The 21851-nt window shown below is 71.7% G+C and carries 18 protein-coding genes; 6 read left to right on the top strand and 12 right to left on the bottom strand.

Annotation, left to right across the window (positions count from 1 at the left end):
* The first annotated feature begins 216 nt into the window (after positions 1–216).
* From AB0B85_RS17140 to AB0B85_RS17120, 5 genes are read left to right on the top strand one after another with little or no spacing between them, the layout of a single operon-like run.
* Entirely contained in the window at positions 217–1194 is a 978-nt protein-coding gene (locus AB0B85_RS17140) for a ketoacyl-ACP synthase III (protein WP_357408244.1), read from the top strand.
* A gap of 25 nt (positions 1195–1219) precedes the next feature.
* A complete protein-coding gene (locus AB0B85_RS17135; RefSeq protein ID WP_357408242.1) occupies positions 1220–1960 on the top strand; it encodes an SDR family oxidoreductase in 741 nt (246 codons plus the stop codon).
* Complete coding sequence (locus AB0B85_RS17130) at positions 1951–2841, top strand: TIGR03621 family F420-dependent LLM class oxidoreductase (RefSeq protein WP_357408240.1); 891 nt, start codon at positions 1951–1953, stop codon at positions 2839–2841. The genes AB0B85_RS17135 and AB0B85_RS17130 overlap by 10 nt, the downstream gene beginning before the upstream one ends.
* 38 nt (positions 2842–2879) lie before the next feature.
* The gene (locus tag AB0B85_RS17125) at positions 2880–4490 is read left to right on the top strand and encodes a DHA2 family efflux MFS transporter permease subunit (RefSeq protein WP_357408238.1); all 1611 of its coding nucleotides are present in this window, start codon (positions 2880–2882) and stop codon (positions 4488–4490) included.
* Positions 4491–4538: 48 nt separating this feature from the next.
* Positions 4539–5297: a lysophospholipid acyltransferase family protein gene (locus AB0B85_RS17120; protein ID WP_357408236.1), complete on the top strand. Its 759-nt coding sequence runs from the start codon at positions 4539–4541 to the stop codon at positions 5295–5297.
* Here the strand turns inward: AB0B85_RS17120 and AB0B85_RS17115 are convergent.
* The 6 genes from AB0B85_RS17115 to AB0B85_RS17090 form a co-directional block, all read right to left on the bottom strand.
* Positions 5290–5988 (bottom strand): haloacid dehalogenase-like hydrolase, encoded by a 699-nt coding sequence (locus tag AB0B85_RS17115; protein WP_357408234.1) that lies wholly within the window; start codon positions 5986–5988, stop codon positions 5290–5292. The genes AB0B85_RS17120 and AB0B85_RS17115 overlap by 8 nt on opposite strands.
* Before the next feature lie 231 nt (positions 5989–6219).
* Positions 6220–6768 carry a TetR family transcriptional regulator gene (locus AB0B85_RS17110; RefSeq protein ID WP_357408232.1) on the bottom strand — a complete coding sequence of 183 codons (549 nt, stop codon included), beginning with the start codon at positions 6766–6768 and terminating at the stop codon, positions 6220–6222.
* A 133-nt stretch (positions 6769–6901) separates the two neighbouring features.
* Positions 6902–8452, bottom strand: coding sequence for an MFS transporter (locus tag AB0B85_RS17105; protein WP_357408230.1), 1551 nt, complete (start codon positions 8450–8452; stop codon positions 6902–6904).
* Between the two features lie 186 nt (positions 8453–8638).
* On the bottom strand, positions 8639–9787 hold the full coding sequence (locus AB0B85_RS17100) for a hypothetical protein (RefSeq protein WP_357408228.1): 1149 nt from the start codon (positions 9785–9787) through the stop codon (positions 8639–8641).
* The gene (locus AB0B85_RS17095; protein ID WP_357408226.1) at positions 9784–11427 is read right to left on the bottom strand and encodes a CHAT domain-containing protein; all 1644 of its coding nucleotides are present in this window, start codon (positions 11425–11427) and stop codon (positions 9784–9786) included. Before AB0B85_RS17095 ends, AB0B85_RS17100 begins: the two co-directional genes overlap by 4 nt.
* Positions 11428–11450: 23 nt before the next feature.
* On the bottom strand, positions 11451–12788 hold the full coding sequence (locus AB0B85_RS17090) for a CHAT domain-containing protein (protein ID WP_357408224.1): 1338 nt from the start codon (positions 12786–12788) through the stop codon (positions 11451–11453).
* Between AB0B85_RS17090 and AB0B85_RS17085 the strand changes: the two genes are divergently transcribed.
* Complete coding sequence (locus tag AB0B85_RS17085; protein ID WP_357408222.1) at positions 12759–14873, top strand: NACHT domain-containing protein; 2115 nt, start codon at positions 12759–12761, stop codon at positions 14871–14873. The two genes, AB0B85_RS17090 and AB0B85_RS17085, sit on opposite strands and share 30 nt — an antisense overlap.
* Here AB0B85_RS17085 and AB0B85_RS17080 read toward each other — a convergent pair.
* The 6 genes from AB0B85_RS17080 to AB0B85_RS17055 are packed head-to-tail and all read right to left on the bottom strand — an operon-like array spanning position 14836 to position 21841.
* Entirely contained in the window at positions 14836–16731 is a 1896-nt protein-coding gene (locus AB0B85_RS17080; protein ID WP_357408220.1) for a hypothetical protein, read from the bottom strand. The two genes, AB0B85_RS17085 and AB0B85_RS17080, sit on opposite strands and share 38 nt — an antisense overlap.
* 5 nt (positions 16732–16736) lie before the next feature.
* On the bottom strand, positions 16737–17522 hold the full coding sequence (locus tag AB0B85_RS17075; protein WP_357408218.1) for a PP2C family serine/threonine-protein phosphatase: 786 nt from the start codon (positions 17520–17522) through the stop codon (positions 16737–16739).
* Positions 17519–18100, bottom strand: a complete 582-nt coding sequence (locus AB0B85_RS17070; RefSeq protein ID WP_357408216.1) for an FHA domain-containing protein — start codon at positions 18098–18100, stop codon at positions 17519–17521. Before AB0B85_RS17070 ends, AB0B85_RS17075 begins: the two co-directional genes overlap by 4 nt.
* A complete protein-coding gene (locus AB0B85_RS17065; protein WP_357408214.1) occupies positions 18088–18732 on the bottom strand; it encodes a 4Fe-4S single cluster domain-containing protein in 645 nt (214 codons plus the stop codon). Before AB0B85_RS17065 ends, AB0B85_RS17070 begins: the two co-directional genes overlap by 13 nt.
* The gene (locus AB0B85_RS17060) at positions 18729–20591 is read right to left on the bottom strand and encodes an AAA family ATPase (protein ID WP_357408212.1); all 1863 of its coding nucleotides are present in this window, start codon (positions 20589–20591) and stop codon (positions 18729–18731) included. Before AB0B85_RS17060 ends, AB0B85_RS17065 begins: the two co-directional genes overlap by 4 nt.
* The gene (locus tag AB0B85_RS17055) at positions 20588–21841 is read right to left on the bottom strand and encodes a hypothetical protein (RefSeq protein WP_357408210.1); all 1254 of its coding nucleotides are present in this window, start codon (positions 21839–21841) and stop codon (positions 20588–20590) included. Before AB0B85_RS17055 ends, AB0B85_RS17060 begins: the two co-directional genes overlap by 4 nt.
* Positions 21842–21851 lie beyond the last annotated feature (10 nt).

Here is a 21851-nt window from a genome sequence, read left to right as displayed (position 1 = left end):
ACCCCCGGTGCGTGTTCGGCAGGGTGGTGAAGTGAGCCGTTAGCGGGCCGTTGTGACCGCGTCAGCGGCGGGTTTGCCGATGAACGCCCCGCCGCGGGGAGGCCGCTAAAATCCTGCTAAACCCAGGCCTTCTGGCGGGTGTCCGCAGCCCGGTCGAGCGGTCCGACCCGTGCAATCATCGGCACCTCTGCCGCCGCGAGACGAAGGACGGGTCGCATGGCGATTGGCATCATCGATATGGGGTCCCACGTCCCTGACCGCGTCGTGACGAACGACGACATCTGTGCCTGGAGCGGCGCCACCCACGACTGGATCACCAATCTGACCGGCATCGAGGAGCGCCGGTACGCGGAACCTGAGCAGACCACCTCGGACCTCGCGGTCCTCGCCGCGGCGCCCCTGGTCGCCGACCCCGGCGTACAGGAGCGGTTGGCCTGGCTGTTCCTCAGCACCAACTCGCCGGACCAGCCGTCCCCGGCGACGGCCGCGGTGGTGCAGGCGAAGCTTGGTCTGCCCGCGTTGCCGGCGTTCGACGTCGGTGTGGCCTGCGCCGGGGTGATCTTCCACATGGCCCTCGCCAACGCGCTGATGCGCGACGACGCCGGGCAGGTCGCGCTGGCGATCGGCGCCGACAAGGTGTCCTCCATCGTGGACCGCACCGATCGTCGCACCGTCGCGCTCTTCGGAGACGGCGCCGCGGCGCTGCTGCTCGGCTCGGTGCCCGACGGTTACGGCATCCGCAGCACCAGCCTGCTCACCGACGGCGCCCGCTGGGAGAACATCGGCATCTACGCGGGCGGCACCCGGTTGCCGCTGACACCCGACCGGTACGCCGAGGGTGGCCAGTTCACCCGGATGGACGGGCGGGCGGTCGCGGCGTTCGTGCTGCAGACGCTGCCGAAGGTGATCGATTCGGCATTGGAGAAGGCCGGGCTGGGCCTGCACGACATCGACCGGTTCATCTTCCACCAGGCGAACGGGCGCCTGCTGGCCGGGCTCGGCAAGAAACTGGGCATCGACCCGGAGCGGGTGCCGACCACTGTGGGCAGATTCGGCAACTCCGGTGTCGCCTCCCTGCCTGTCACGCTGGTGCAGGCCCACCGGGACCGACCCTTCCAGCGTGGCGAGAAGCTGCTGCTCGCCGCGGTGGGCGCGGGGATGACCGCCGGCGCCGCCGTCGTCACCTGGTACTGACCGTTCGAGAGGCTGCGGAGATCGGATGCGTCTGAAGGGTAAGAACGCCGTCATCACCGGCGGCAACCGCGGGCTGGGCCGGGCCATCGCCCGGCACTTCCTGGCCGAGGGCGCGACAGTGACCTGCGCCTCCCGCACCGGCACGGGTTGGGAGGAGTTGCACCGCGACGCCCCCGACCGGTCGTTCCACCTGCCGGTCGAGGTAGGCGATCCGGCGTCGGTCGAGCAACTCGTCAGCACCGCCGCGGAGCTGATGGGCAGCATCGACATCCTGGTCGCCAACGCCGCCGTCCGGCACGACGGTCGGATCGAGCGGCTGGCGCCGGAGGCCTGGACGGAGACGCTCACTGTCAGTCTCACCGGGGTGTTCCTCTGCACCCGCGCCGTCGTTCCGGTGATGGCCGCCAACGGCGGCGGCTGCATCATCAACATCTCCTCCGGCCTGGCCACCCGGGTGGCCGTCGGCACGGCGGCGTACAGCGCGGCCAAGGCCGGTGTCGAGTCGTTCACCCGGACCAGCGCCATCGAACTGGGCCCGAAGGGCATCAAGGTCAACTGCATCTCGCCGGGGCTTATCGACAGCGGGATGAGTGAGGCCCTGCGCCCGAACGTCGCGCTCTGGGAGATGTACACCAAACGCATCGCCATGGGCCGCGCCGGCCACGAGGACGAGGTCGCCGCCGCGGCGGTCTTCCTCGCCTCGGACGAGAGCTCGTACGTGAACGGACATGTGCTCGAAGTGAATGGAGGACTGCTATGGGCGTGAAGCCCTTCCGGTTCGGGGTGAGCCTGCACCACAACTGCGGCGCCGAGGAGTGGGCGAAGAAGTGTCGCCGGGCCGAGGAGTTGGGCTACGACGTCATCCTCATCCCCGACCACCTGCACATGCCAGCGCCGTTCCCGTCCATCGTCGCGGCGGCTGCGGCGACCGAGCGGGTGATGTTCGGTACGTTCGTGCTGAACGCCGCCTTCTGGAACCCGCGCCTGTTGGAGCGGGAGGTCGCCACAACGCACCGGCTCACCGGTGGCCGGCTGGAGGTCGGCGTCGGCACCGGCTACGCGAAGGCCGAGTTCGACGAGGCGGAGATCCCCTTCGAGTCACCCGGTCGGCGGGTGCGCCAACTCGACACAGTGGTCCAGCGGCTGACGGCGTCGTTCGCCGACGCGGCACAGTGGTCGGACTGCACCTCGGCCCCACGGCTGATGATCGGTGGCAGCGGCGACAAGGTGCTCGGCATCGCCGCCCGGCACGCCGACATCGTCGGCCTCAGCCCGGTGGTCCGGGTCGACACCCCGGAGAAGTGGCGGGCACTGCCCGCCGAGACGGTCGAGGAGCGCGCCGGGTATCTGCGGGCGCAGGCCGGTGACCGCTACGACGACATCGAGGTCAACCTCATGATCCCCGCGGTGGTGCTGGCCGACGACCGGCAGGCGGCCGCCGCCTTCGCCCAGCAGACCCGCACGCCGTACCTCACCCTGGAGCAGGTCCTGGACGCGCCGGCGGGGCTGATCGGTACGCCGGAGGAGATCGCCGACCAGCTGGTCCAGCGCCGGGAGCGTTACGGCGTCTCGTACATCACGGTCCACGAGGAGTTCATGGAGCCGCTCGCCGCGGCCATGGCCGTCCTGGAGGGCCGAGCCAGTTGACAGCGCTTCGCGGGAATCCCCGCTACATCCTCCTGGCGGTGTCGCTCGCGTCGTTCATGACCTCGCTCGACATGACGATCATCAACATCGCCATGCCGAGCGTGGTCCGCGACCTCGACGCCTCGTTGACCACCGTGGCGTGGGTGGCCAACGCGTACCTCATCGTGGTGGCCGTGCTGGTCATCGTGACGGGCCGGTTGGGTGACCTGTACGGACCCCGCCGGCTGTTCGTCCTGGGTTCGGTGCTGTTCACCCTCGCCTCGGCGGCGTGCGGGCTCGCGCAGAGCGAGGGTCAGCTCATCGCCGCCCGGGCGTTGCAGGGCCTCGGGGCCGCCCTGATGTACCCGCAGTCGATGTCGATCATCGTGGCCACGTTCCCGCCGCAGCGACGCGGCGGAGCGCTGGGCCTGTGGACGGCGGTCTCGGCGCTTGCCTCGATTCTCGGGCCGGTCATCGGAGGCGCCCTCACCAGCGCTCTGAGTTGGCGATACGTCTTCTTCCTCAACCTCCCGGTGGGGTTGATCATGATCGTGCTGTGTCTGGCGGCCGTGCCACCACTGGAACGCGGCCGGCGGCAACCACTGCACCTGCTGGCTGTCGTCTTCAGCACGGCCGCGCTGGTCTGCCTCACCTTCGGTCTGGTGGAGGGCGACCGGTTCGGGTGGGGGGTGATCTGGGGGCCGCTGAGCATTCCCCTGTTGCTGGTGCTGAGCGTCGTCCTGGCGGCGGCGTTCGTGGTGCTGCAGAAGAGGCGACAGGACCGTACCCCGTTGGTGCCGTTCGAGCTGTTCGAGCTGACCAACTTCCGGCTCATGATCATCGTGACCACGATCCTGTCGATCGGCATCGTCGGGACCTCCGTGCCACTGTCGCTGTACGTGCAGGCCGCCCTGGGCTACAGCCCGATGAAGGTCGGGCTTGTCATGACTCCGATGTTCCTCAGCATGGCGTTCGTCGCGCCCTTCGCCGGCAAGCTCAGTGACCGGCTCAGCGCCCGGTACGTGCTGATGACCGGGCTGAGCCTCTACGCCGTCGGAATGGCGCTCGTGGTCTGGGTCTCGAACGACGCGACGCCCTGGCCGCACTTCGTGCCCGGCCTCGTGGTGGCCGGTGTCGGCGCCGGCTGCACGTTCGCCCCGATGAACTCCATCGCGATGCACGACGTGCAGCCACCGCAGGCCGGGGCCGCGGCCGCGCTGATGATGACCGCCCGCCAGCTCGCCTCGGTCTTCGCCGCCGCCGTGCCCATCGCACTGCTGCAGGGCCAGCTCGTCCGGCGGATGCCGGCGGAGGCCAGCGCGCTGGCACCGACCCTGCCGGCCGGTGTCGGCGACCCGTTCGTGGCGGCGTTCCGCCAGGTGTCGGCCGCCGGCCCGGATGAGACGGTGGGCGAGGTGTTGGACGCGGTTCGGCGCAGCGGAGCGGCACCGGAGGCCGTCGACGCCGCTGGCCGGGCGGCGCACACCGTGTACACCCACAGTTTCGTCACGGCGCTCCGGCCCACGTTGCTGGTGCCGATCGCGTTGCTGCTCGTCGGCGTGGTGTTCGCGTTCCGGGTGCTGCCCACCGGGCGAAGGGTGCCGGCCGCCGCGGACGCCATCGATCGCCCGGGCCCCGCCGAGGAGGCCGACGCGCTGCCCCACCGGTAAGCTGATCAATGTTTCGGGTCGTCGCGGCGGGTGTGATCGGAGACGTCAATGATCTACTGGGCACTCAAGTACACGGTCGGCGCGGCGGCGAAACTGGTCTACCGGCCGGAGATCGTGGGCCGTGAGCACCTGCCCGAGACCGGTGCCGCCCTGGTGGTCGGAAACCACCCCTCCTTCTCGGACTCGGTGTTCCTCTCGGCGGTCATGCGCCGCAAGGTCGTCTACATCGCCAAGTTGGAATACTTCACCGGCAGAGGGCTCAAGGGTCGACTGCGGCGCGTGGTGGTCAGCGGAATGGGCAACATCCCGGTCGACCGCGCCGGCGGGCGCAAGGCCGCCTCGTCGCTCGGGACCGCCCAGGAGGTGCTGGAGCAGGGCGGCCTGGTCTGCATGTACCCGGAGGGGACGCGACCACCGGACAACCGGCTCTACCGGGGCAAGACCGGTGCGGCCCGCCTCGCGCTCGCCACCGGCGTGCCGGTCATTCCGGTCGCCATGCTCAACACCTACGAGATCCAGCCTCCGGGAAAGCTGATCCCGAAGGTCATGAAGGCCAGGATGGCCGTCGGCGCACCCATCGACCTGACGCCGTACCGGGACCTCCCGACAAGCGTCGCCGCACGGACCCTGACCGACGAGATCATGCGACGGCTCCAGGCCCTGTCCGGTCAGGACTACGTGCACATGTACGCGCAGGCGGCCAAGCAGGAGTTCGACCGCGGGGTGCGCCCGCCGTCCTGCCCGCAGGGCCCGCCGGGTCCGGGGGTCGCCGTCACGACGCCGACGGGCGACGCGGCGGTCAACTGACCGGGCCGGACGTCGTGTCCTCCCGGGAGAGGTGACCACCCGTCCAGGTCACGGTGGTCAACCGCGACCCGAGCAGTCGCCGCGCCCGGGCCACCTGACGCGCGTTCGCGTTGACAAGCACCGCCCGCTCCGCGCCGGCCAGGACGGGCAGGTCCGACAGCGAGTCGCTGTACGCCACCCGCCAGGGCGGCGTCACCCCCTGGGCGGCCAGCTCCGCGACCTTTGTCGCACCGTAGTTGTGCACGATCAGCTTCGGTCCGCGAATGTGCGAGGCGACGAGTTCGACGTCGGCGAGACCGATCGCGTCGAGCACCGCACGTGCCAGGGTGTGCTCGCAGCCGGTGACCACGACGACCCGGTCGCCCGCGTCGAGGTGGGCACGGATCATCCGCAGACCGGGCGCGATGATCCGCTCGGGCTCGTCACCGAGGTCCGCGCCGAAACGGCCAAGTTCGGCGCGCAACTGCTCGGCGCTGCGGCCCAACAATCCGATTCGGCTCATCCACCACGCCGCCCGTGGACGGTACGCGGGAAGGGCGACCATGGGCGCGAGGAGAACAGCGAGGACGACGGCCAGGGGCAGTCGAGCACCCGCGAAGACAATGCGTCTCATGAAAAGCCCGAATGCGTCGCCGCGCAGCAGTACGCCGTCGAAATCGAAGATAACGGTGTCGGCGGAAGGCGCCCTCATCGGTCTATCGGCTCCCGGGCCACAGGCGGTTCGACATGCGCCGAGTGTACTGGAGCGCGTTTACGACAAACGGCTGGATCGCTTTCCGCCCGCTGAAGCGACGGTTTCCTCGTCCTGGTCGGTTGGCGGTCTCGACGTGGCGGTCTCGGCGTGGCGCAGGACGACGACGGCCGCCGTGGTCGGGATCCCGCGACGGGGTGGCCGGGCGGGCGCGGGGTCCTGCCGTCCGGCTCAGTCCGAGGGACCGCCGGCCGCTGGGGGCCGGGTCAACTCCGTCCGCAACACGTCGAAGGCGTCGTTCACCAGTTGACGCAGGTCGCCGTCACCGTCACGATCCGCCCAGTACCGGATGGCCTCGGTCGTGGCCGCCAGTGCCGCCGCCACCAGGACCCGTAGGCGGAACTCGTCGCCGGGATCGCTCGCGGTGGGCAGCAGTGCCTGGATGAGCAGCTGCTGGTCGGCGTCGCGGCGCTGGCCGGTGCCGGCCCGCAGCGCGGGTGTACGGTGCACCAACCTCAGACGGGACAGCAGCGCTTCGCGGTCACTGTCGTACAGGTGGTTGAGCCCGTTCGTCAGAGCGTGTCGAATCTTGTCGAGCGCGGGTTCGTCGGCCGGCCGCTCGGCGATGAGGTCGACGATCATCGGGTCGTAGTCGTCGTGAAGTGCCGCGTCCTCCTTCGTGGGGAAATAGCGAAAGAACGTCATGTGGGAAACGCCGGCGGCAGCGGCGATTTCCTCGACCGTCGTGGCGTCGAAACCCTTCTCCAAAAACAGCCGCATGGCATTCGTCTGAAGAAGTGCGCGGGTGCGTTCTTTTTTCTCCCGACGCCAGTCGGAGCCCGGGGGCCGGGAGAGGTCGGCTCTGCTCACAGTGGGCTCAATCTGCGCGGATGCATCTGACTACTGTGGCAGCCTAGCCCCTGCTCGGCGCGGCGGTGGTCAGCCCGGCGTCGTCCGCGGCCGGCGCCGCCGGCGAACCGTTTCTCGGTAGGAACGCCAGGCACAGCACGGCGCCGGCCACGGCGAGGCCGAAGCAGCACCACATGACAACGCCCATCCCGTCCACGTACGCCTGGTGGGCGGACCCCAGCAGCGCGGGACCGGACGGTCCCAGCGTCTCGGCGACGGCGGCCGCGCCGAACACCGACTCCCGCACCGTGTCGGCGGCGGCGGCTGGCAGCCCGCCGAGCAGCGGATCGAGTTCTCGGCGGTAGACGCCGGAGAGCACACTGCCCAGCGCGGCCACCGCCACGGCGCTGCCGACCTGGCGCAGCGTGTTGACCACCGCGGAGCCGCTGCCCGCGTCGTCGTCGCCCACCGTGCCCACCGCCGCCGCCAACGAGGTGGCCATCACCGCGCCGACGCCGAACCCGCAGCCGGACAGTCCGACCGCCAGCCAGGCGTACGGGGTGCTCTGGTCGACCCGGGTGAGCAGGAGCAGTCCGCCGCCCAGCACCACCAGGCCGGTGAGCACGATGCCCCGCCCGCCGATCGTGCGGTCCAGGCTGGTGGCCAGAGCGCCGGCTACCAGCAGGCCGATCATCATCGGGATGATCCGGAGGCCTGTGCCGAGCGAGTCGAAGCCCTGCACGGCCTGGAGGTAGAGCGGAACGACGAAGATCACTCCGGCGAGTGCGAACGCGACGATCATGATGGCGACGGTGTTCCAGGTGAACCGCGGCTCGGCGAAGAGCGAGAGCTTCATCAGCGGGTGCGCGACACGGCGCTCCCAGGCCACGAAGAGCGCGCCCGCGACCACCGCGCCGATCAGCAGGGTGACGGTCAGGCCGTCCGACCAGCCTGACTCGGGGCCCCGGATGACGCCGTAGACAAGCGCAACCGTGGCGACGGCGGCGAGGACGCCGCCCCCGATGTCCAACGGGCGCCGCGGGTCGCCGGGTGACTCGTCGATCAGCAGCAGACCAGCCACGAAGGCGATCGCCAGGATCGGCACATTGATCCAGAAGACCGACGACCACGAGTAGTGCCGGAGCAGGGCGCCGCCGACGAGCGGCCCGAACGGCATCCCCGCGCCGACCGCGGCGGTGAAGACCGCCATCGCCCGGGTCCGCTCGCGGCCGGAGAAGGTCGTGATGACCAGCGCCGGGGTCAGCGGCAGGATGATCGCGGACCCGACACCCAGCACGGCGCGGGCCGCGATCAGTTGGCCCGCCGTCTCCGACAGTGCGGCCGCCACCGAGGCGAGGAAGAACAGGCCGAGCCCGACCAGCATGATCTTTTTGCGGCCGACGCGGTCGGCGAGGGCGCCGAAGGGCAGCATCGCCCCGGCGATCGCCAGCGAATAGGCGTCCACGATCCACTGCAGATCCGCCGTGCCCGCGTGCAGCGCACTCGAGATGCTCGGGAGCGCCACGTTCAGGACTGTGAAGTCGAGGCTCAGCACCAGCACGGCCAGGCAGACCGCGCCAAGCATCCAGAAACGACGATCGACGTGTACGCGCATCTCACGACCCTTCACGTTAGCCACTAACATGTTAGTGGCTAACGTGAAGGGTCGGCCATGACAACAGGCGGGTGTCTTCCCGGGCGAGCGGGCGGCCGCGCCGAGGTCAGGTAGTCGGTAGCAACGGCATCGAGGTCCGCTCCGACGCGGTCGGGGTCACCAACCTCACGCGTGGCACGGTGCTGCTCAGTCGGCAGGTGTGAAGGTCGAGTGCAGGGCCGCGACCAGGCTCGGGCTGCTCCAGTAGGACGAGTGGGTGTAGAAGTCGTCGGAGAGGAGATGGTCCACCCGCTGGTCCACCGGCCCGGCGCGGTCGGCCCAGCCGAACAGCCGACTGGCGACGAAGCCGAGCGGGTCGAGCGGGTGCCACAGATTCGTCCACCGCAGCAGCGAGTCCGGCGGCAACAGCACCGGGCCGGTGCCGTCGTACGGAGCCAGTTGTCCACCGCGGGGGTCGAAGACGTGGAACAGCGGCCACTGGCATCCGAAGGTCACCAGGCCGGCGGTGTGCACCGGCTCCTCGGCGGTGGCCAGGTCGAGCGCGATGACCGCGCCGAGACTGTGACCGATCAGGTGCACCGGACTGCCCGCGTCGCCGCCGCCTCCGGACATCGTCCTGATCTGCTCACGGATGTGCTCCCGGATCGCCTCGCCGTGCCGCTGGTAGACCAGCACGTCGCCCAGCGTCAGGCTGAGGTAGTGGGCCTTGGCGTTGCGGACCCAGGTGTAGAGGCGCTCGCCGGCGTTGCCGATCGCCGCGCCGGCGATCCGGTCCAGCTGCGGAAGGTGCCGGCGGATCACCCGCCGGACCGGCCCGGGGTCGCGCACCTCGTGCCCCGACGCGTCGTCGGCGACCGCCGCGAGCGCGGCGTCGGCAAGTGCCTCACCCACCGCGGCGAGCAGCGCCGCATCGTCGGTACGCCCCAACCACCGGGTCCCCGGCCAGGCCTCGGCGATAGCGTCCAACGCCGCAGCGGTCACCTCCGGCGTCGGGGAGGGCATCCCGGTGTCGGGCCGGGCCAGCCGCGAACCCGCCCGGCTGCGGACGAGTTCCAGCCGGGTCGGCGGGTCCAGCGGCACCGGACCGGCGAGGCCCAACTCCGCACCGTCGGGCTCGGGCGGGAATTCGCCGCGGGTCTGCCACGGCTGCCCGGGTTCGGGCGGCATCGCCAGCTTCGCGCCGAGCGCCGCCGCACCGAGGTCACCCCAGTAGACCGGATGCAGGCTCCAGCGGTGCAGCGCGGCGCTGCTCAACTGCGCCACCCGATCCTCGATGATCGACCGCTCCCGGTTGGCGATGCCATGGATGACGAAGACGGGCAGGTCGTCGGTCATGCGTCGGGTCCTTCCGGGACTGTCGCCTGCGGGTCGCCGTAAACCGCGTAGGCCAGGTGGGTGGGATCGGTGTTGTCCTGCCCCACCGCGCGCCTCGCGGCCAGCGACGCCATCGCCAGCGACGCTCCCGTGCGCAGTTCGGTGTAGAGGTACGCGGCGTACTCACTCGCCGGCTCGGAGCGGACGGCCCAGGTCGAGCCGACGAAGGCCCCCGCCCCGGCGCTGAGAAACTCGTTCGCCCAGCCACCCATCAGGGTGTCGTACGAGCCGCCGTCGGCGCTGTGGCAGGCGTTGAAGAACACAAGTGGGCAGCGTGCCGCCAGGCTGCGCCGTGCCGCCGCCGGAGGCAGCGCGATGGGCCGGAACGTGCCGTCGTCCATCCGTACCCCGCCGCCCCCGTCACCGTCGGGATGCTCCTGGTGGCAGGCGAGGTGCAGCAGACCGAAGTCGCCCTGTTCGATTCGCCGGACCAACTGTGCCGCCGAGGCGATCACGGTCGGCGTCGAACCGTCGAGCAGGGCGGCGATCCGACCGATCTCCGCCCGGGCGTGGTTCGGCGGGTGGGCGCCGAGGACGAACACGGGATCGCGCAGCGGCAACGATCTGGTGAGCGGGTACCGGCCGGGCTGACGGAGCACGGGCAGCCGCTCGGCGACGAACGTCTCCCATCCGGGTGGCCGCAGCAGCTCCCACGGCAGGTCGGCCAGCTCGGTGCAGATGACCAGACCGGTCGCCGACTCCAGAAGGGACGCGACGGCCGCCCCGATCTCCGGTGGCAGCGCCCGCCAGAGGGCCGTACCGAAGCCGTTGAGGATGCCACGATCCACAGCCGGGTGGTTCCGGCTGGTTCCGGCGGCCATGGTGTTCGCCGAGCGGAGCAGGTCGGCGAGCATCCGGCGCGGCACCGCGTCCGCAGTGGCCGTGATCCCGTCCCGCCCGACCAGCCGGAACAGGTAGCCGCTTCGAGTCCTGTCGACTTGCAGGGCGATCGTCCCCGGGCTCGCGTCGAGGTGTTCGACGCGCGTCGACGCGCGCCGCGGCGGCGCGTAGGACGCGTCGGCCACGACCAGCACCGTCCGGGTCGTCGCGGCCAGTTGACCACCCCCACCCGCCAGGAACATCTGGACCTTGATCTCGTGCGGCCCTTCCCGGTCGGCTTCGAAGGTGAAGGCGACGGTGCTCGAATCCGAGTCCGGGTGGACCCGGAGGTAGTGCACGCCGTGGCCGTGCAGCGTCAGGGTGGACGACTGGACAGCGACCTCCACGACCACGCCCTCGTCCGGGATGGCGAACGGCCGGACGGGCACGCTGCCCCCGCCACCGTCGCGGGTGATCGTCGCCCAGAGCGAGATCCGACTGCCCAGCCGCACCTTCCGGGGCAGCTCGGTGGTCAGGTACCGGGCCGGTGGGGCCATCCCGGGCGTACTGCGGAACCGGCTCTCGGCCGCCCGCACGGTCTCCATGGCCCACCGCTCGAGCGCGGGGTCGGCCCGCAGCGCGTGCGCGATCCGCAGATCGGTGAGCGGCCCGGGGTCCCGGGCGAGCGCCTCCGCGAGCATCCGCTCGATCTGCTCGGCAAGCGTCGTGTCGTGAACGAACTCGCCGACCCGGCCGCGGGCCTGATCCGCGACCCACCGCATCGCCCAACCGTTCTCTCCCACGATCACGCCCCGGTGAACGCGAAGGCCGCCCACACCGCCGGCGACGACCACGGTCGTGAGTCACCACTGCCGCTGCGGAACAGTTGCGGCAGCAGAGCTTCGGCGGCCTCCTCCGGAAGCCACGCCTCCTGCGCGTCCAACGCCCGCACCCACTGCTGCTCGACCTCGGCAACCGTCGCGTCGCGCAGCCACCGCTGCGCGCCGGCCAGCGCGGTGGCCGGCGACTGCGCACACTCGGTGCGCCAGCGCCGGTAGAACTCCGTCATCAGCAGTGCGGTGGTGTGGTCGTCGACCGGCCACATCGGTGCCAGCACGCCCGCCGCGCCGGCCTGGACCAGCCCGGTCGGCAGCGAGATCACCTCGTCCGGCAGGTCCCGCCCGGGTACGAAGGCCGAGCAGGCGGACAACACCGCCAATCGCAGGGTCAACCGCATCGGCATGATGTCGGACAGGTGGAGACGGCCGTCGCCGGCGAGCCGCAGCGCGCTACGCAGTGGATCGGTCGGTTCGGCGGTGCCGTGACAGCCGAAGTGGGCCAGCCAGGCGGTGGGCAGCTCCGTGCGTACCCGCTCGACTGTCGCGTCAGGACCGCGCAGCTGCGTCACCGGACCCGGGAACGTCGCGGCGGCCACCTGGGCCTCCCAGCGGGCGTACGGGAGCCGGTCCGCCGGCGCCGGGGTCTGTGGGTCGGCCACCGTCAGCAGCCCGCCGCTGGGCGTCGACGTGGCCCGTCGACGGCTGGCCGCCAGCGCGCGGGCGTTCGGCACGTACCCGATGCTGAGCTCGTCGAGCAGGTAGCGAAATCCGGTGGGCCGGGTGCTGTCCCGGCATCCGGCGAGGTGCACCGGGAGCAGACCGACGAGGCCGCAGGGTACCAGCGAGGCATGCGGCACGCCTGACAACTCGGCGAGCAGGGGCTCGGCCACCGCCTCCCACAGGCGTTCGCGCAGGTCCGCCAGGTGCCGTTCCCACCCGCCGCGTTGCATCGCCCCCCGGGCGCCGGCGGAGGGGAAGTGTGTGCGGTGCCGCTCGGCCCACTCGTGCAGCGTCGCCGTGCGCAGCGCGGGCAGCGGTACGGGATCGACCCGGCCGTCCCGGACCACCAGGGCGATGCCCGCGTCGTCGCTTGCCGTGACGTAGACAAGCGGGTGATCGGCTGCCGCGGTGATCTCGTCCAGCTCGACCGGAGCGAGGAAACGCTCATAGCCCGGGATCCGCTGGATCTGCTCCACCGCCTCGTGCAGCTCGGCTCGGGCGGCCCGCAGTTCGTCGAAGAGCGACGCTGGACCCGTTGCCCCATCATGGAGCCCGTGCGGACTGCTCTCCTGAGGTTGCGTCATCAGTCCCTCGTTCCCGGTGCCGTCGCGGCGACTGTCGGCACTGTCGGTTTGATCATTTGGTGGCCCGATCTGGAGACCGCCGATCGGGTGGCGAGCATCGGCAGCTTCGCCGTGGCGGCGCTGACCATGCTCGTTGCTGTTTTCGGCCGGCGCGGCACCCGGGAGCCCCGATCCCTTGCCGAGCGGCAGGCGGCGTTGCGGGCCGCCGTCCGCCAGCAGTGGCGCGTCGAGGAGGCGCTGCGCCGGGTGCAGGACCCGGCACCCATCCCGGTGCGCTGGGCGCCGGTCGGGGCGGCACTGGGGGTCCAGGACCACTGGGTCAATGTGCGGGTGGCGGGGCCGGTCAGCGGCGACTCGGGGCACCCGGACCGGGGCGGCCACGAACCGGTCGCCGTCGCCGGCCGGATCGTCGAGGCCGCCGAGGTGTTCCGGCGGATCCCGTCGCGGCGGTTGGTCGTGCTGGGCGCCGCGGGCGGGGGAAAGTCGGTGCTGCTGATCCGTCTGGTGTCGGACCTGATCGACGACGGTCGACCGGACGACCCCGTGCCGGTGCTGCTGTCCCTGACCACCTGGGACGCCCGCCGGCACGGCTTCGTCGACTGGCTGACCGCCCGCCTGATCGCCGAGTACCCGGCGTTGGCGGCCCCGGACGGCGACTTCGACAGCACCGCCGCCGCGCTTGTCGCCGACCGGCGGATCCTGCCGGCCCTGGACGGTTTCGACGAACTGCCGGTACTGGTACGCCGGGCCGCGTTGCTCGCCCTGAACGCCGCCGCGCCCCGGCTGCCGGGCTTCGTGCTGACCAGCCGGGTCGACCAGTACGTCGACGCGGTACGCGACAGCGACGTGCTGACCGGGGCCGCGGTGGTGCGGCTGCTGCCGCTGCGCTGGGCCGACCTCGCGGCCTACCTGCCCCGTACGACCCGTCCGACCGGCCCGGACCTGGCCGGTAAGTGGGATCCGGTCCTCGCCCGGCTCCGCGCCGTGACCGACGAGGAGATGCCCGACCCGCCCGAGCCCGGCGACCCGATCGGCGGCCGTGACCAGCGGCAGGCTCGGATCCTCGCGGCGGTGCTCGCCACCCCGTTGCTCACCTCGTTGGCCCGCGCCGAGTACAGCGACACCGGCGCGGACCCGACCGAGCTGTTGGACCCGCACCGGTTCGGCACCGTCCGTGACCTCGTCGACCATCTGCTCGACCGCGCCGTTCCGGTCGCCTACGCCGGGCACCGGGGCGCACCGGTCGGTGCGGACGTGGCCCGGGTGACATCCTGGCTGGCCTGGCTTGCCAGGCACGGCGGCCCGGACATCGCCTGGTGGCGGTTGTCCACAGTGCCGCCCAGAGCTGTCTCCGCGACGGTGGGCGCACTCGCCGGTGGCATCGGCCTGGGCCTGGTGGCCGGTTCGGCGGCCGGCCTCCCGGTCGCCGGCCTCGGCGCCGCCATCGGCGCACTGGCCGCCGCCTTCGTCATGGTGCGGCTGCCACTCACCCCCACCGGGCTGCGCGGCGGACCGCATTCGGGCCGGCGTCGTCCCGCCACCCGCCCGGTGCGCCCCCGATTCCGTCCGACCTACGGATCCCTCGGCTGGCTGACCGGGGGAGTGGCGCTGGTCGCGGCCGGCTGGCTGGCGGCGGGTGGCCGTGCGGCGGTGGTGGGCGCGACCGCCCTGCTGCTGGCCTGGGCCCTGGACGCCTGGCTGGATGTGCCGACGGACGTGACCGCCGCCGCCGGCCCGCTCGCGGTGCTGCGCGCCGACCGGCGCGCCGCGCTGCTGCGGGCCTCCGCCCGGGGTGGCATCATCGGCTGTCCGGTCGCGGTGCTTGTCGACATCCGGACCGGCCTCGCCGTCACTGCCGCGGTCGCCCTCGCCAGCGTGCTCTTCACCGCCTGGGGTCGGTTCGCGGTCGCCCGGGCCTGGTTCGCCCTGCGTGGCGAGCTGCCGATTCGTCTGATCGGGTTCCTCGACGACGCTCACCACCGTGGCGTGCTGCGCCAGATCGGCGGCGTCTACCAATTCCGCCACGCGCGCCTCCGGGAACGCCTGCTCACCAGCTCCCCCGACGCGACGGGCGGTCCCCGGTGAAACCCGCGGCGAGGAACGGATACTTGATCTCGTACGCCGGGCCGACGCGGCGCAGCACACCCCGGCGTCGTGCGTCCTCCAGGAAGGTCAGCAGGCGCAGCGGCAGTCGGCGGGCGGCGGCGAGGATCGCCAGGGCCGCGAGGTACCACCCGCAGGCGGATCGGATGACGCACCACGTGAAGCCGGCCAGCACCGCCACCGCCTGGAACACCGCCGGTGTCGAGTAGCCCAGGGCATCGGCCCCCGCGCTGACGACCACGACCATGGTGGCGATGGCCGCGGCCCGCACCGCCGTGGCGAGCAGGTCGTGCCGCAGCAGCGTACGGGCGCAGGACTCCAGGTCCGGGTCCGCGATTCGGCCCGCCATCACCAGTGCACCGGCCGCACCGAGGGTGCTGGCACCGAGCAGGTACGGCCGGATCGACGAGGCATCGGCGAGGTAGGCGGCCAGGCCACCGCAGCCCGAGAGGACCACTGGCACCGACAGTCGTCGCGCGCGCAGGTGACGAGGCGGTACGGGCAGCGCGAGAACGCTGCCGGCGGCGCCGGCGAACAACGTGATGAACCCGGACGCCGGCTCGCCCCGAGCGGCCCAGCAGAGCGCGGCGGCGGTCAGTGCCACAAGGACCCCGAAGACCAACCGTGGTATCCACTCCGGGAGCAGGTGATGCAGCCGCCACCAGGAGATGCCGCCGAGGCGTTCCTCGGCGAACCGAGCGATCGTCAGCAGGTACGTCCGACGGCGGTCGGACGACGGTGCCGCGCCCGGACCTGCGCCGTACGCCCTGTCGAGCGCCTCCTCGGCCAGACTCACGTCGATGCGGGCTGGGCGGTCGCTGGCCGGTCCCCAGGCGCCGACCCCGATCCGTCCCAGGCGCCGACGCGCGAGGTCGTACTCCAGTGGCGTGCGCAGCACGGAGCTCAGGTGCGTGATCTGCGCAAGGGCCAGCGGATCGGACTGCCCGCCCAGGCGGAGGTAGTCGGCACCGCAACGTGCCGTGATGCTCTGCACGACGACAACGTCCGGCCACAGTCGCCGTGCGGGATGGTGCTGGTTCAGCCACACCTCGTCGTGACTGACGAGCACCGCACGCGAGCAGAGAGCCACCACCGCGGTGAGCGCGATCGTCCTGAGCTTGGGTGGCATCTCGTCGAAGTCGTCGACGATCGGCAGGATCGCGTCCTGCTGCAGCAACCGGCGAACGTCGGCAGGTCGGATGCCCGGGCCGGGGTAGCGGCGCAGGATCTCCTGGGTCAGCCAGTCGAGCACACTCTGCCGCTCGGGATGCCAACCCAGCACCGAGACGGCGACCGGCAGGTGGGGACTGCCCGGCTCAGCAAGCAGGCCCTGGGCGAGCCGGGCCGCCAGCACGCTCTTGCCCGCTCCCTTCGGCCCGGCGATCACCAACCGACCGCCCGAATGCTGGAAGAGCAGCACCAGCGCGTCGATCCCACCGAACGACCTGGCCCGGTCCCGGGGGGACTGGACGGCGATGAACTGCGTGGTGTCGGTGTCCGCCGAGATCCACAAGAGCGGCAACGGCGGGCCGCCACCCTCGGCTACCTCGTCGATCAGGCGCTGGTGCTCCTTGCTGACCTGCCGGCTGAGGGACTGCTTGGGGGTCTCGCCGTCGAGCGCGGGCTCCGGGACCTGCCGCTGCAGGCCCAGCAGCAGCGCAGCCGCAAGCGAGAGTGCACCGAAGATCACCCCGCTGATGCTCGCCACCTGATCCAGTTGCGACAACAGTGCGTTGTGGCTGCCCAGCAGGGTGTACAGGCCTCCGAAGAGCGCGATGGTGCCCACGGGCAGCAGGACGAGGACCCAGCCGGCTGGCGTCCGCCACTGGAACTGACGCAACGGGTTCACCCCATCGGGGCTTCGGCCGGCGGGTTCGGGTGGGTGTGCAGGTCGACGACGACGGCGGCCAGGTTGTCGGTGGCGCCCGCGGCGTACACCTCGTCGCGGAGCCGCTCGACCACGTCGCGGGCATCGGGTTCGCGGCAGAGGCGGCGTAGGTGCTGCTCGTCGAGTTGACCGTGGACGCCGTCGGTGCACAACAGGAAACGGCCACCGGCCGGGTCCAACGGCGTGAGCGAGACGTGCGGCACCAGTGGATCCTCGGGTGGATCGCCGAGAGCCTGTGTCACTGTGGTGCTGGACGCCGCGTCGTCGATGCTGAGTTGTTCCAGGTAGCCGTCGGTGAGGCGGTAGACCCGGCTGTCGCCGACGTTGAACGCGTAGCTGCCGTGCGCGGTGAGCAGGATGCCGGCGATCGTGGTGCGCATTCCCACGGTCCCGGGGGCGCGGGTGGCCGCCTCGTGCAGCACCCGACCGATGGTGACCAGCCCGTCGTGGATGGCCTGCGGGCAGTCCCAGGCTATGTACCGGGCGGCGAGGTCGGCGAGGACGAGCCGGCTGGCCAGCTCACCTGCCGGATGCCCACCGAGGCCGTCCGCGACGGCGCAGACCAGCGGTGGCGTCCAGTCGGCGACCAACTCGGTGATCCGTGCCCGGGGGGACTGGCTGATCCAGTCGAAGAGCAGGACGGCGTCCTCGTTGATCGGACGGACCGCGCCGCGGGCGGTGACGGCGCAGGCGTGCACCGTCGCGTACGCGTGGGGGTGCGGTGGGGGTGCTGTCGTCGTCATCGCTGTCCTCCGGTCCTGCGTACCCGCACCCGGACGGTGCTCGCCAGACGCAGTTCGTCTCCGTCGGACAGGCGCTGCCTGGTGCGTGGGTCGAGTTGGCGGTCGTTGACGTAGGTGCCGTTCGTCGAGTTGAGGTCGCGCACGTACAGCTCGCCGTCCTCCACCCAGAGCAGGGCGTGTTGTCTGGAGACGTTGCCGTGATCGCGGAGCCGGGCGGCGATGTCGCCGAGGTCGTCGGCTCGGCCGATGCGCAGCTCGCCGTGCCCGATCGGGACCGGTCCGAACGGGAACTCCAGGTGGAAGGCGGTGCCACCCGGTGCGGCCTCCCGGGTGGTCGCCGGCACCGCGCCCGTCGGCACCTGCTGATGCTCGGCGTAGCTCGCCACCTCGGTGGCCATCGTGCCGAGGTCGTGCAACGGGCAGCCACCGGCGGCGTCCACCGGGTTGTCGCACCCGGGGACCGGGCAGACCGGTTCGGTGGCGAGGGCCGTCTCCGGCACCAGCACCTCCATGCACTCCGGACAGAACGTGCCACCGGCCGGTTGGGGGCCGTGGTTGGGGCAGCTCAGGGCCGCCATGAAACCTCCTCCAGTCGGATGCCCTGCCGCCGCAGGTCGCGGTGGATGCGGGCGAGATCCCCCCGGCCCGGGATGCCGATCAGCCAGATCTGCTCGTCGTCGACCTGCACCTGCACCTGGGGTCGTTGTCGGCGCGCCCCGATCAGGTGGCCGTAGCGTTGCCGGCCCAACGGCGTACCCGGGACGAGTTGTTGGTTGGCCGAGCCCCGCCAGAGCAGGTCGGTCGGCTCGGCCGCCCGGAACGGCCCGGTGATCATCGCGTCGATGAGCGGGTACGCGGCGGGGCAACGCTCCCGGAACGCGGTCAGCTCGACCCCGGTGTAGCAGAGGATGTCCCAGTCGCGCCCCGCGCCGAGTCGGTGGAGACCGGTGACGAGTTCGGCGAGGGCGTCCGGCTGCTCCGACGGCTCGCCGCCGGTGATGGTGACGCCGTCGATCAGTGCCGGGTCCCGGGCCTCGATCCAGCCCAGCACGTCGTCGACGTCGGTATCGTGGCGTGCCTCGGCCACCCAGGTGTCCCGGGAGGCGCATCCGGGGCAACCGATGTCGCAGCCCTGCAACCAGATGCCGATCCGTCGCCCCGGACCGAGCGCGGTCACCGGATGGTGCAGGCGGGCCAGTCGCAGCTTCACGTCATCACCAGCGCCCGGTTCTGCCCGTCCTGTACGACGGCCTCGACGTGCAGGGTCTGGCCGACGGCGGGTGGGTTCGCGAACAGTTCCCGGGCGAGTGGGTTCACCAGGATGCTCTCGATGGTGGTCACGATGCCCCGCCCGCCGTTCGACAGGTCGTAGGTCGCCTCCTTGTGCAACTCCTCGCGGGCCTCGGCGGCGAACTCCAGATGGGCCCCGAAGACCCGGTTCACCGTCTCGGCGACGTGGTCGATCGCCCGGTCCGCGATCTCGACCGCCACCTCCGGGCGGAGGAAGTCGAAGACCACGATGCTCTGCTGAACCCGGTTGAAGAGTTCGGGGCGGCGCAGCAAATGCCGGAAGAAGATCTCGATGTAGTGCCGCACGCCCTGCTCGATCTCGGGCAGCTCCTGCGCCGAGGTGACGTTCTCCTTCGGTTTGCCGTCCTCGTCCTGGATGACGATGCCGAGGTTCGTGGTGAAGACGATGAGCGCCTCGGTGAAGTAGACAGTGCCACCCCGACCGTCGGTGAGCCGGCCGTCGTCGAGGATCTGCAGGAACTTGTCAAGCAGCCGGGGATGCGCCTTCTCGATCTCGTCGAACAGCACGACCCGGAACGGCTGCTGCCGGATCCCGTTGGTCAGCTCCCCACCCGCGTCGTGGCCGATGAAGCCCGGTGGCGCACCGATCAACCGGGCCTCGGTGTGTTCGGCGGCGAACTCGCTCATGTCGAAGCGCAGGTAGGCGTGCTCGTCGCCGAACAACAGCTCGGCGAGCGCCTTGGCCAGCTCCGTCTTGCCGACCCCGGTCGGGCCGGCGAAGAAGAGGACCCCGCGCGGCTTGGCGTGGCCGCCGGTGTGCGCGCCGGCCAGACCGGTCACCGAGCGGGCCAGGATGTCAAGCACCCGGCGTACGGCGTCGGGCTGGCCCAGCACGCGGCTGCCCAACGTGTCAGGTGCGGTCCGCAGCCGCTCCCGCAGGGCGGCACTCTGCCACGGGTTGTCCGGCACGCCGACCCGGAACGCGCGAACCGCGTCGTCCACCCGGGGGCCGGGAATGCCGGCGGCCGTCGCCAGCCGTACCACGTCCCGCATGCTGCGAAGCCGCATGCCGTGGCTGACCTCGGCGAACCGTCTGCTGACGGCGGCGCGCTCCGTCGGGTCCTGCGGCATGCCGGGTAGGCCCGCCACCAGGTCGTTGGCGGTCCTGAGCCGCACCTCCAGGTCGGGTTCGGGAATCGCTGTGACGCGCAGGGTGTGGTTGCCGGTGGCGAACCACGACGGCAGGTCGTGTTCGCGGTCGAGCACCCAGAAGATGGTGTTGTAGCCCTTGCCGACGGGCGTGGCCCGGTAGGCCAACCGGTCGGCGGTGGCGAGGAGCAGTCGCTCCTCGGGGGCGAGCAGTTCGCCGGTGAACAGCCGCGCCGCGTCCACCAGGACGAGGGCCACCGGCGGACCGGCGGCCCGTCTACGGCGTACGTCGACAACCGCGCTGATGAGGTCACGCACCTGCGCCAGGTGCAGTGGCCGGTTGAGCTCGACGTCCGCCTCGCGCAGGACGGCCTGCACGGCGGCGGCGCCCTGCTCCGGAACCTGGGCGGCGACCTCCACCCCGACTCCGCTGGAGTAGGTCAACAACGCGCCGTAGCCACGGCCCTGCGCGGCGGTCCACAGCGCGTCGACCAACATCATGAACCGGACCCGGCCGGCATGTTCCGGCTCCGGCAACCGGTACAGGTCGCGGACGTTGCCGGTGAGCAGGATCTGCGGGTGTGCGCAGAGCGCCAGGTCAACCTCGCGCAACCACGCCGGCCGCTCGGCCGGCCCCTCGGCCGGTCGTTGCACCGCGTCCGTACTCATCGCTGCTGTTCCCTTCGTTGCTCGTTGGGGCGGCGGTTCGCCGCCGGAATCGCCGTCTCGGCGACCACCTGCACCGGACGTTCGCCCGGCTCCCGTCGCCCGATCTCCTCGATGGGGACGCCGTTGCGGCGGGCCCGGCGTCGCACGACCTGGTAGTCGTCGCAGAACTGCTGCTCCGCCGCCCGGTCCTGCGCGGCCGAGGCCCGCCTGCCGTCGGCCCGCACCACCTGGGTACGCACGACCGGATCGTCCCGGTCGAGCAGCACCTTCACGCCGTAGCCGCTGTCGCCGTTCATGGCGGCGTAGGCCACTCCGGTGCCCGCCAGGCGGGTCTCGAAGCCCTCGTCCACCTGGTAGCCCAGATCGGTCAGCCCGAGCCGCAGGACGTCCGCCACCGCCTTGCGTCGCCGTGCCCGGTCGGCCTGCTCGACGATCGCGGCGGCTTCGGCGCGCAGCCCGTCCGGCACGTGCTCCACGCGTTCCGCGACAAGTCCTTCGATGCGCTGCCGGAACTCCTCCGCCACCGCTCCCGGCACGGTCTCCACGGGTGCGGCGATGGCCAGCAGGTCCCGCCGGACCTGTCCGATCCGCTCCTCGGCGCGCGCCTGCACACGTACCCGCCGCTCCAGGTCACGCAGGAGCAGGTGGGCCCGGCTCGCGGTGGGGCCGGCGGAGATCTCGGCCACGGCCGCGGCGCAGGACCTGCGGACCTCGTCGGGCGTCGAGGCCGGCAGCCGGGCGAACAGTTCGGCGGCCCGGTCCACGCGGGCCGCCTGATGCCGAGCCGCCTCGGCGTCCGGTGCCGAACCGGTGTCGGCCGCTGGCGTCGCCGTCGGCACTGTCGCACCGGGTCGGGCCGTGGCCTGCGTCAGCGAGTCGTCCCACTGCCGGCGGCGGGTCGCGAGGTTCGTCGCGGCTGTCGGCGGCGCACCGAGCAGGCCGCCCACGTCGCCGCGTGCGGCGGCGAGCACGGCGTCGCGGAGCTTGTCCCGCTCACGGCGAACCAGCAGGGCGACGTCGGCGGTGGCGGTGGCGATGCGACCGGGGGACTGGTCGGGTCGGGCCTTCGCCCCGCCGGGAATCTTCGCGATGCGGCTGCCGTAGACGCGGCGGTAGGCGTCGGCCTCGGCCCGCAGCGCCGCCAGCTCCCCCCGGGCCTGGACGAACTGCTGCCACTGCGCCCGCTGCTCCTGCGCGAGCCGCTCGGCGGCCGTCTCGACCAGGTAGCGGCCACCGGTCATTCCGCTCATCGCGTCGTCC

The sequence above is a fragment of the Micromonospora sp. NPDC049044 genome, from assembly GCF_040649215.1.
Lineage (GTDB): Bacteria > Actinomycetota > Actinomycetes > Mycobacteriales > Micromonosporaceae > Micromonospora.
Note: the sequence above shows the minus strand (reverse complement) of the source record. Positions and strands in the feature narration are given on the sequence as shown.

Excerpts from the sequence above, each read along its gene's own strand:
- AB0B85_RS17140 (WP_357408244.1), top strand. The coding sequence starts at position 217 with ATGGCGATTGGCATCATCGATATGGGGTCCCACGTCCCTGACCGCGTC.
- AB0B85_RS17135 (WP_357408242.1), top strand. The coding sequence starts at position 1,220 with ATGCGTCTGAAGGGTAAGAACGCCGTCATCACCGGCGGCAACCGCGGG.
- AB0B85_RS17130 (WP_357408240.1), top strand. The coding sequence starts at position 1,951 with ATGGGCGTGAAGCCCTTCCGGTTCGGGGTGAGCCTGCACCACAACTGC.
- AB0B85_RS17120 (WP_357408236.1), top strand. The coding sequence starts at position 4,539 with ATGATCTACTGGGCACTCAAGTACACGGTCGGCGCGGCGGCGAAACTG.
- AB0B85_RS17115 (WP_357408234.1), bottom strand. The coding sequence starts at position 5,988 with ATGAGGGCGCCTTCCGCCGACACCGTTATCTTCGATTTCGACGGCGTA.
- AB0B85_RS17110 (WP_357408232.1), bottom strand. The coding sequence starts at position 6,768 with ATGCGGCTGTTTTTGGAGAAGGGTTTCGACGCCACGACGGTCGAGGAA.
- AB0B85_RS17105 (WP_357408230.1), bottom strand. The coding sequence starts at position 8,452 with ATGCGCGTACACGTCGATCGTCGTTTCTGGATGCTTGGCGCGGTCTGC.
- AB0B85_RS17100 (WP_357408228.1), bottom strand. The coding sequence starts at position 9,787 with ATGACCGACGACCTGCCCGTCTTCGTCATCCATGGCATCGCCAACCGG.
- AB0B85_RS17095 (WP_357408226.1), bottom strand. The coding sequence starts at position 11,427 with ATGCGGTGGGTCGCGGATCAGGCCCGCGGCCGGGTCGGCGAGTTCGTT.
- AB0B85_RS17090 (WP_357408224.1), bottom strand. The coding sequence starts at position 12,788 with ATGACGCAACCTCAGGAGAGCAGTCCGCACGGGCTCCATGATGGGGCA.
- AB0B85_RS17075 (WP_357408218.1), bottom strand. The coding sequence starts at position 17,522 with ATGACGACGACAGCACCCCCACCGCACCCCCACGCGTACGCGACGGTG.
- AB0B85_RS17070 (WP_357408216.1), bottom strand. The coding sequence starts at position 18,100 with ATGGCGGCCCTGAGCTGCCCCAACCACGGCCCCCAACCGGCCGGTGGC.
- AB0B85_RS17060 (WP_357408212.1), bottom strand. The coding sequence starts at position 20,591 with ATGAGTACGGACGCGGTGCAACGACCGGCCGAGGGGCCGGCCGAGCGG.
- AB0B85_RS17055 (WP_357408210.1), bottom strand. The coding sequence starts at position 21,841 with ATGAGCGGAATGACCGGTGGCCGCTACCTGGTCGAGACGGCCGCCGAG.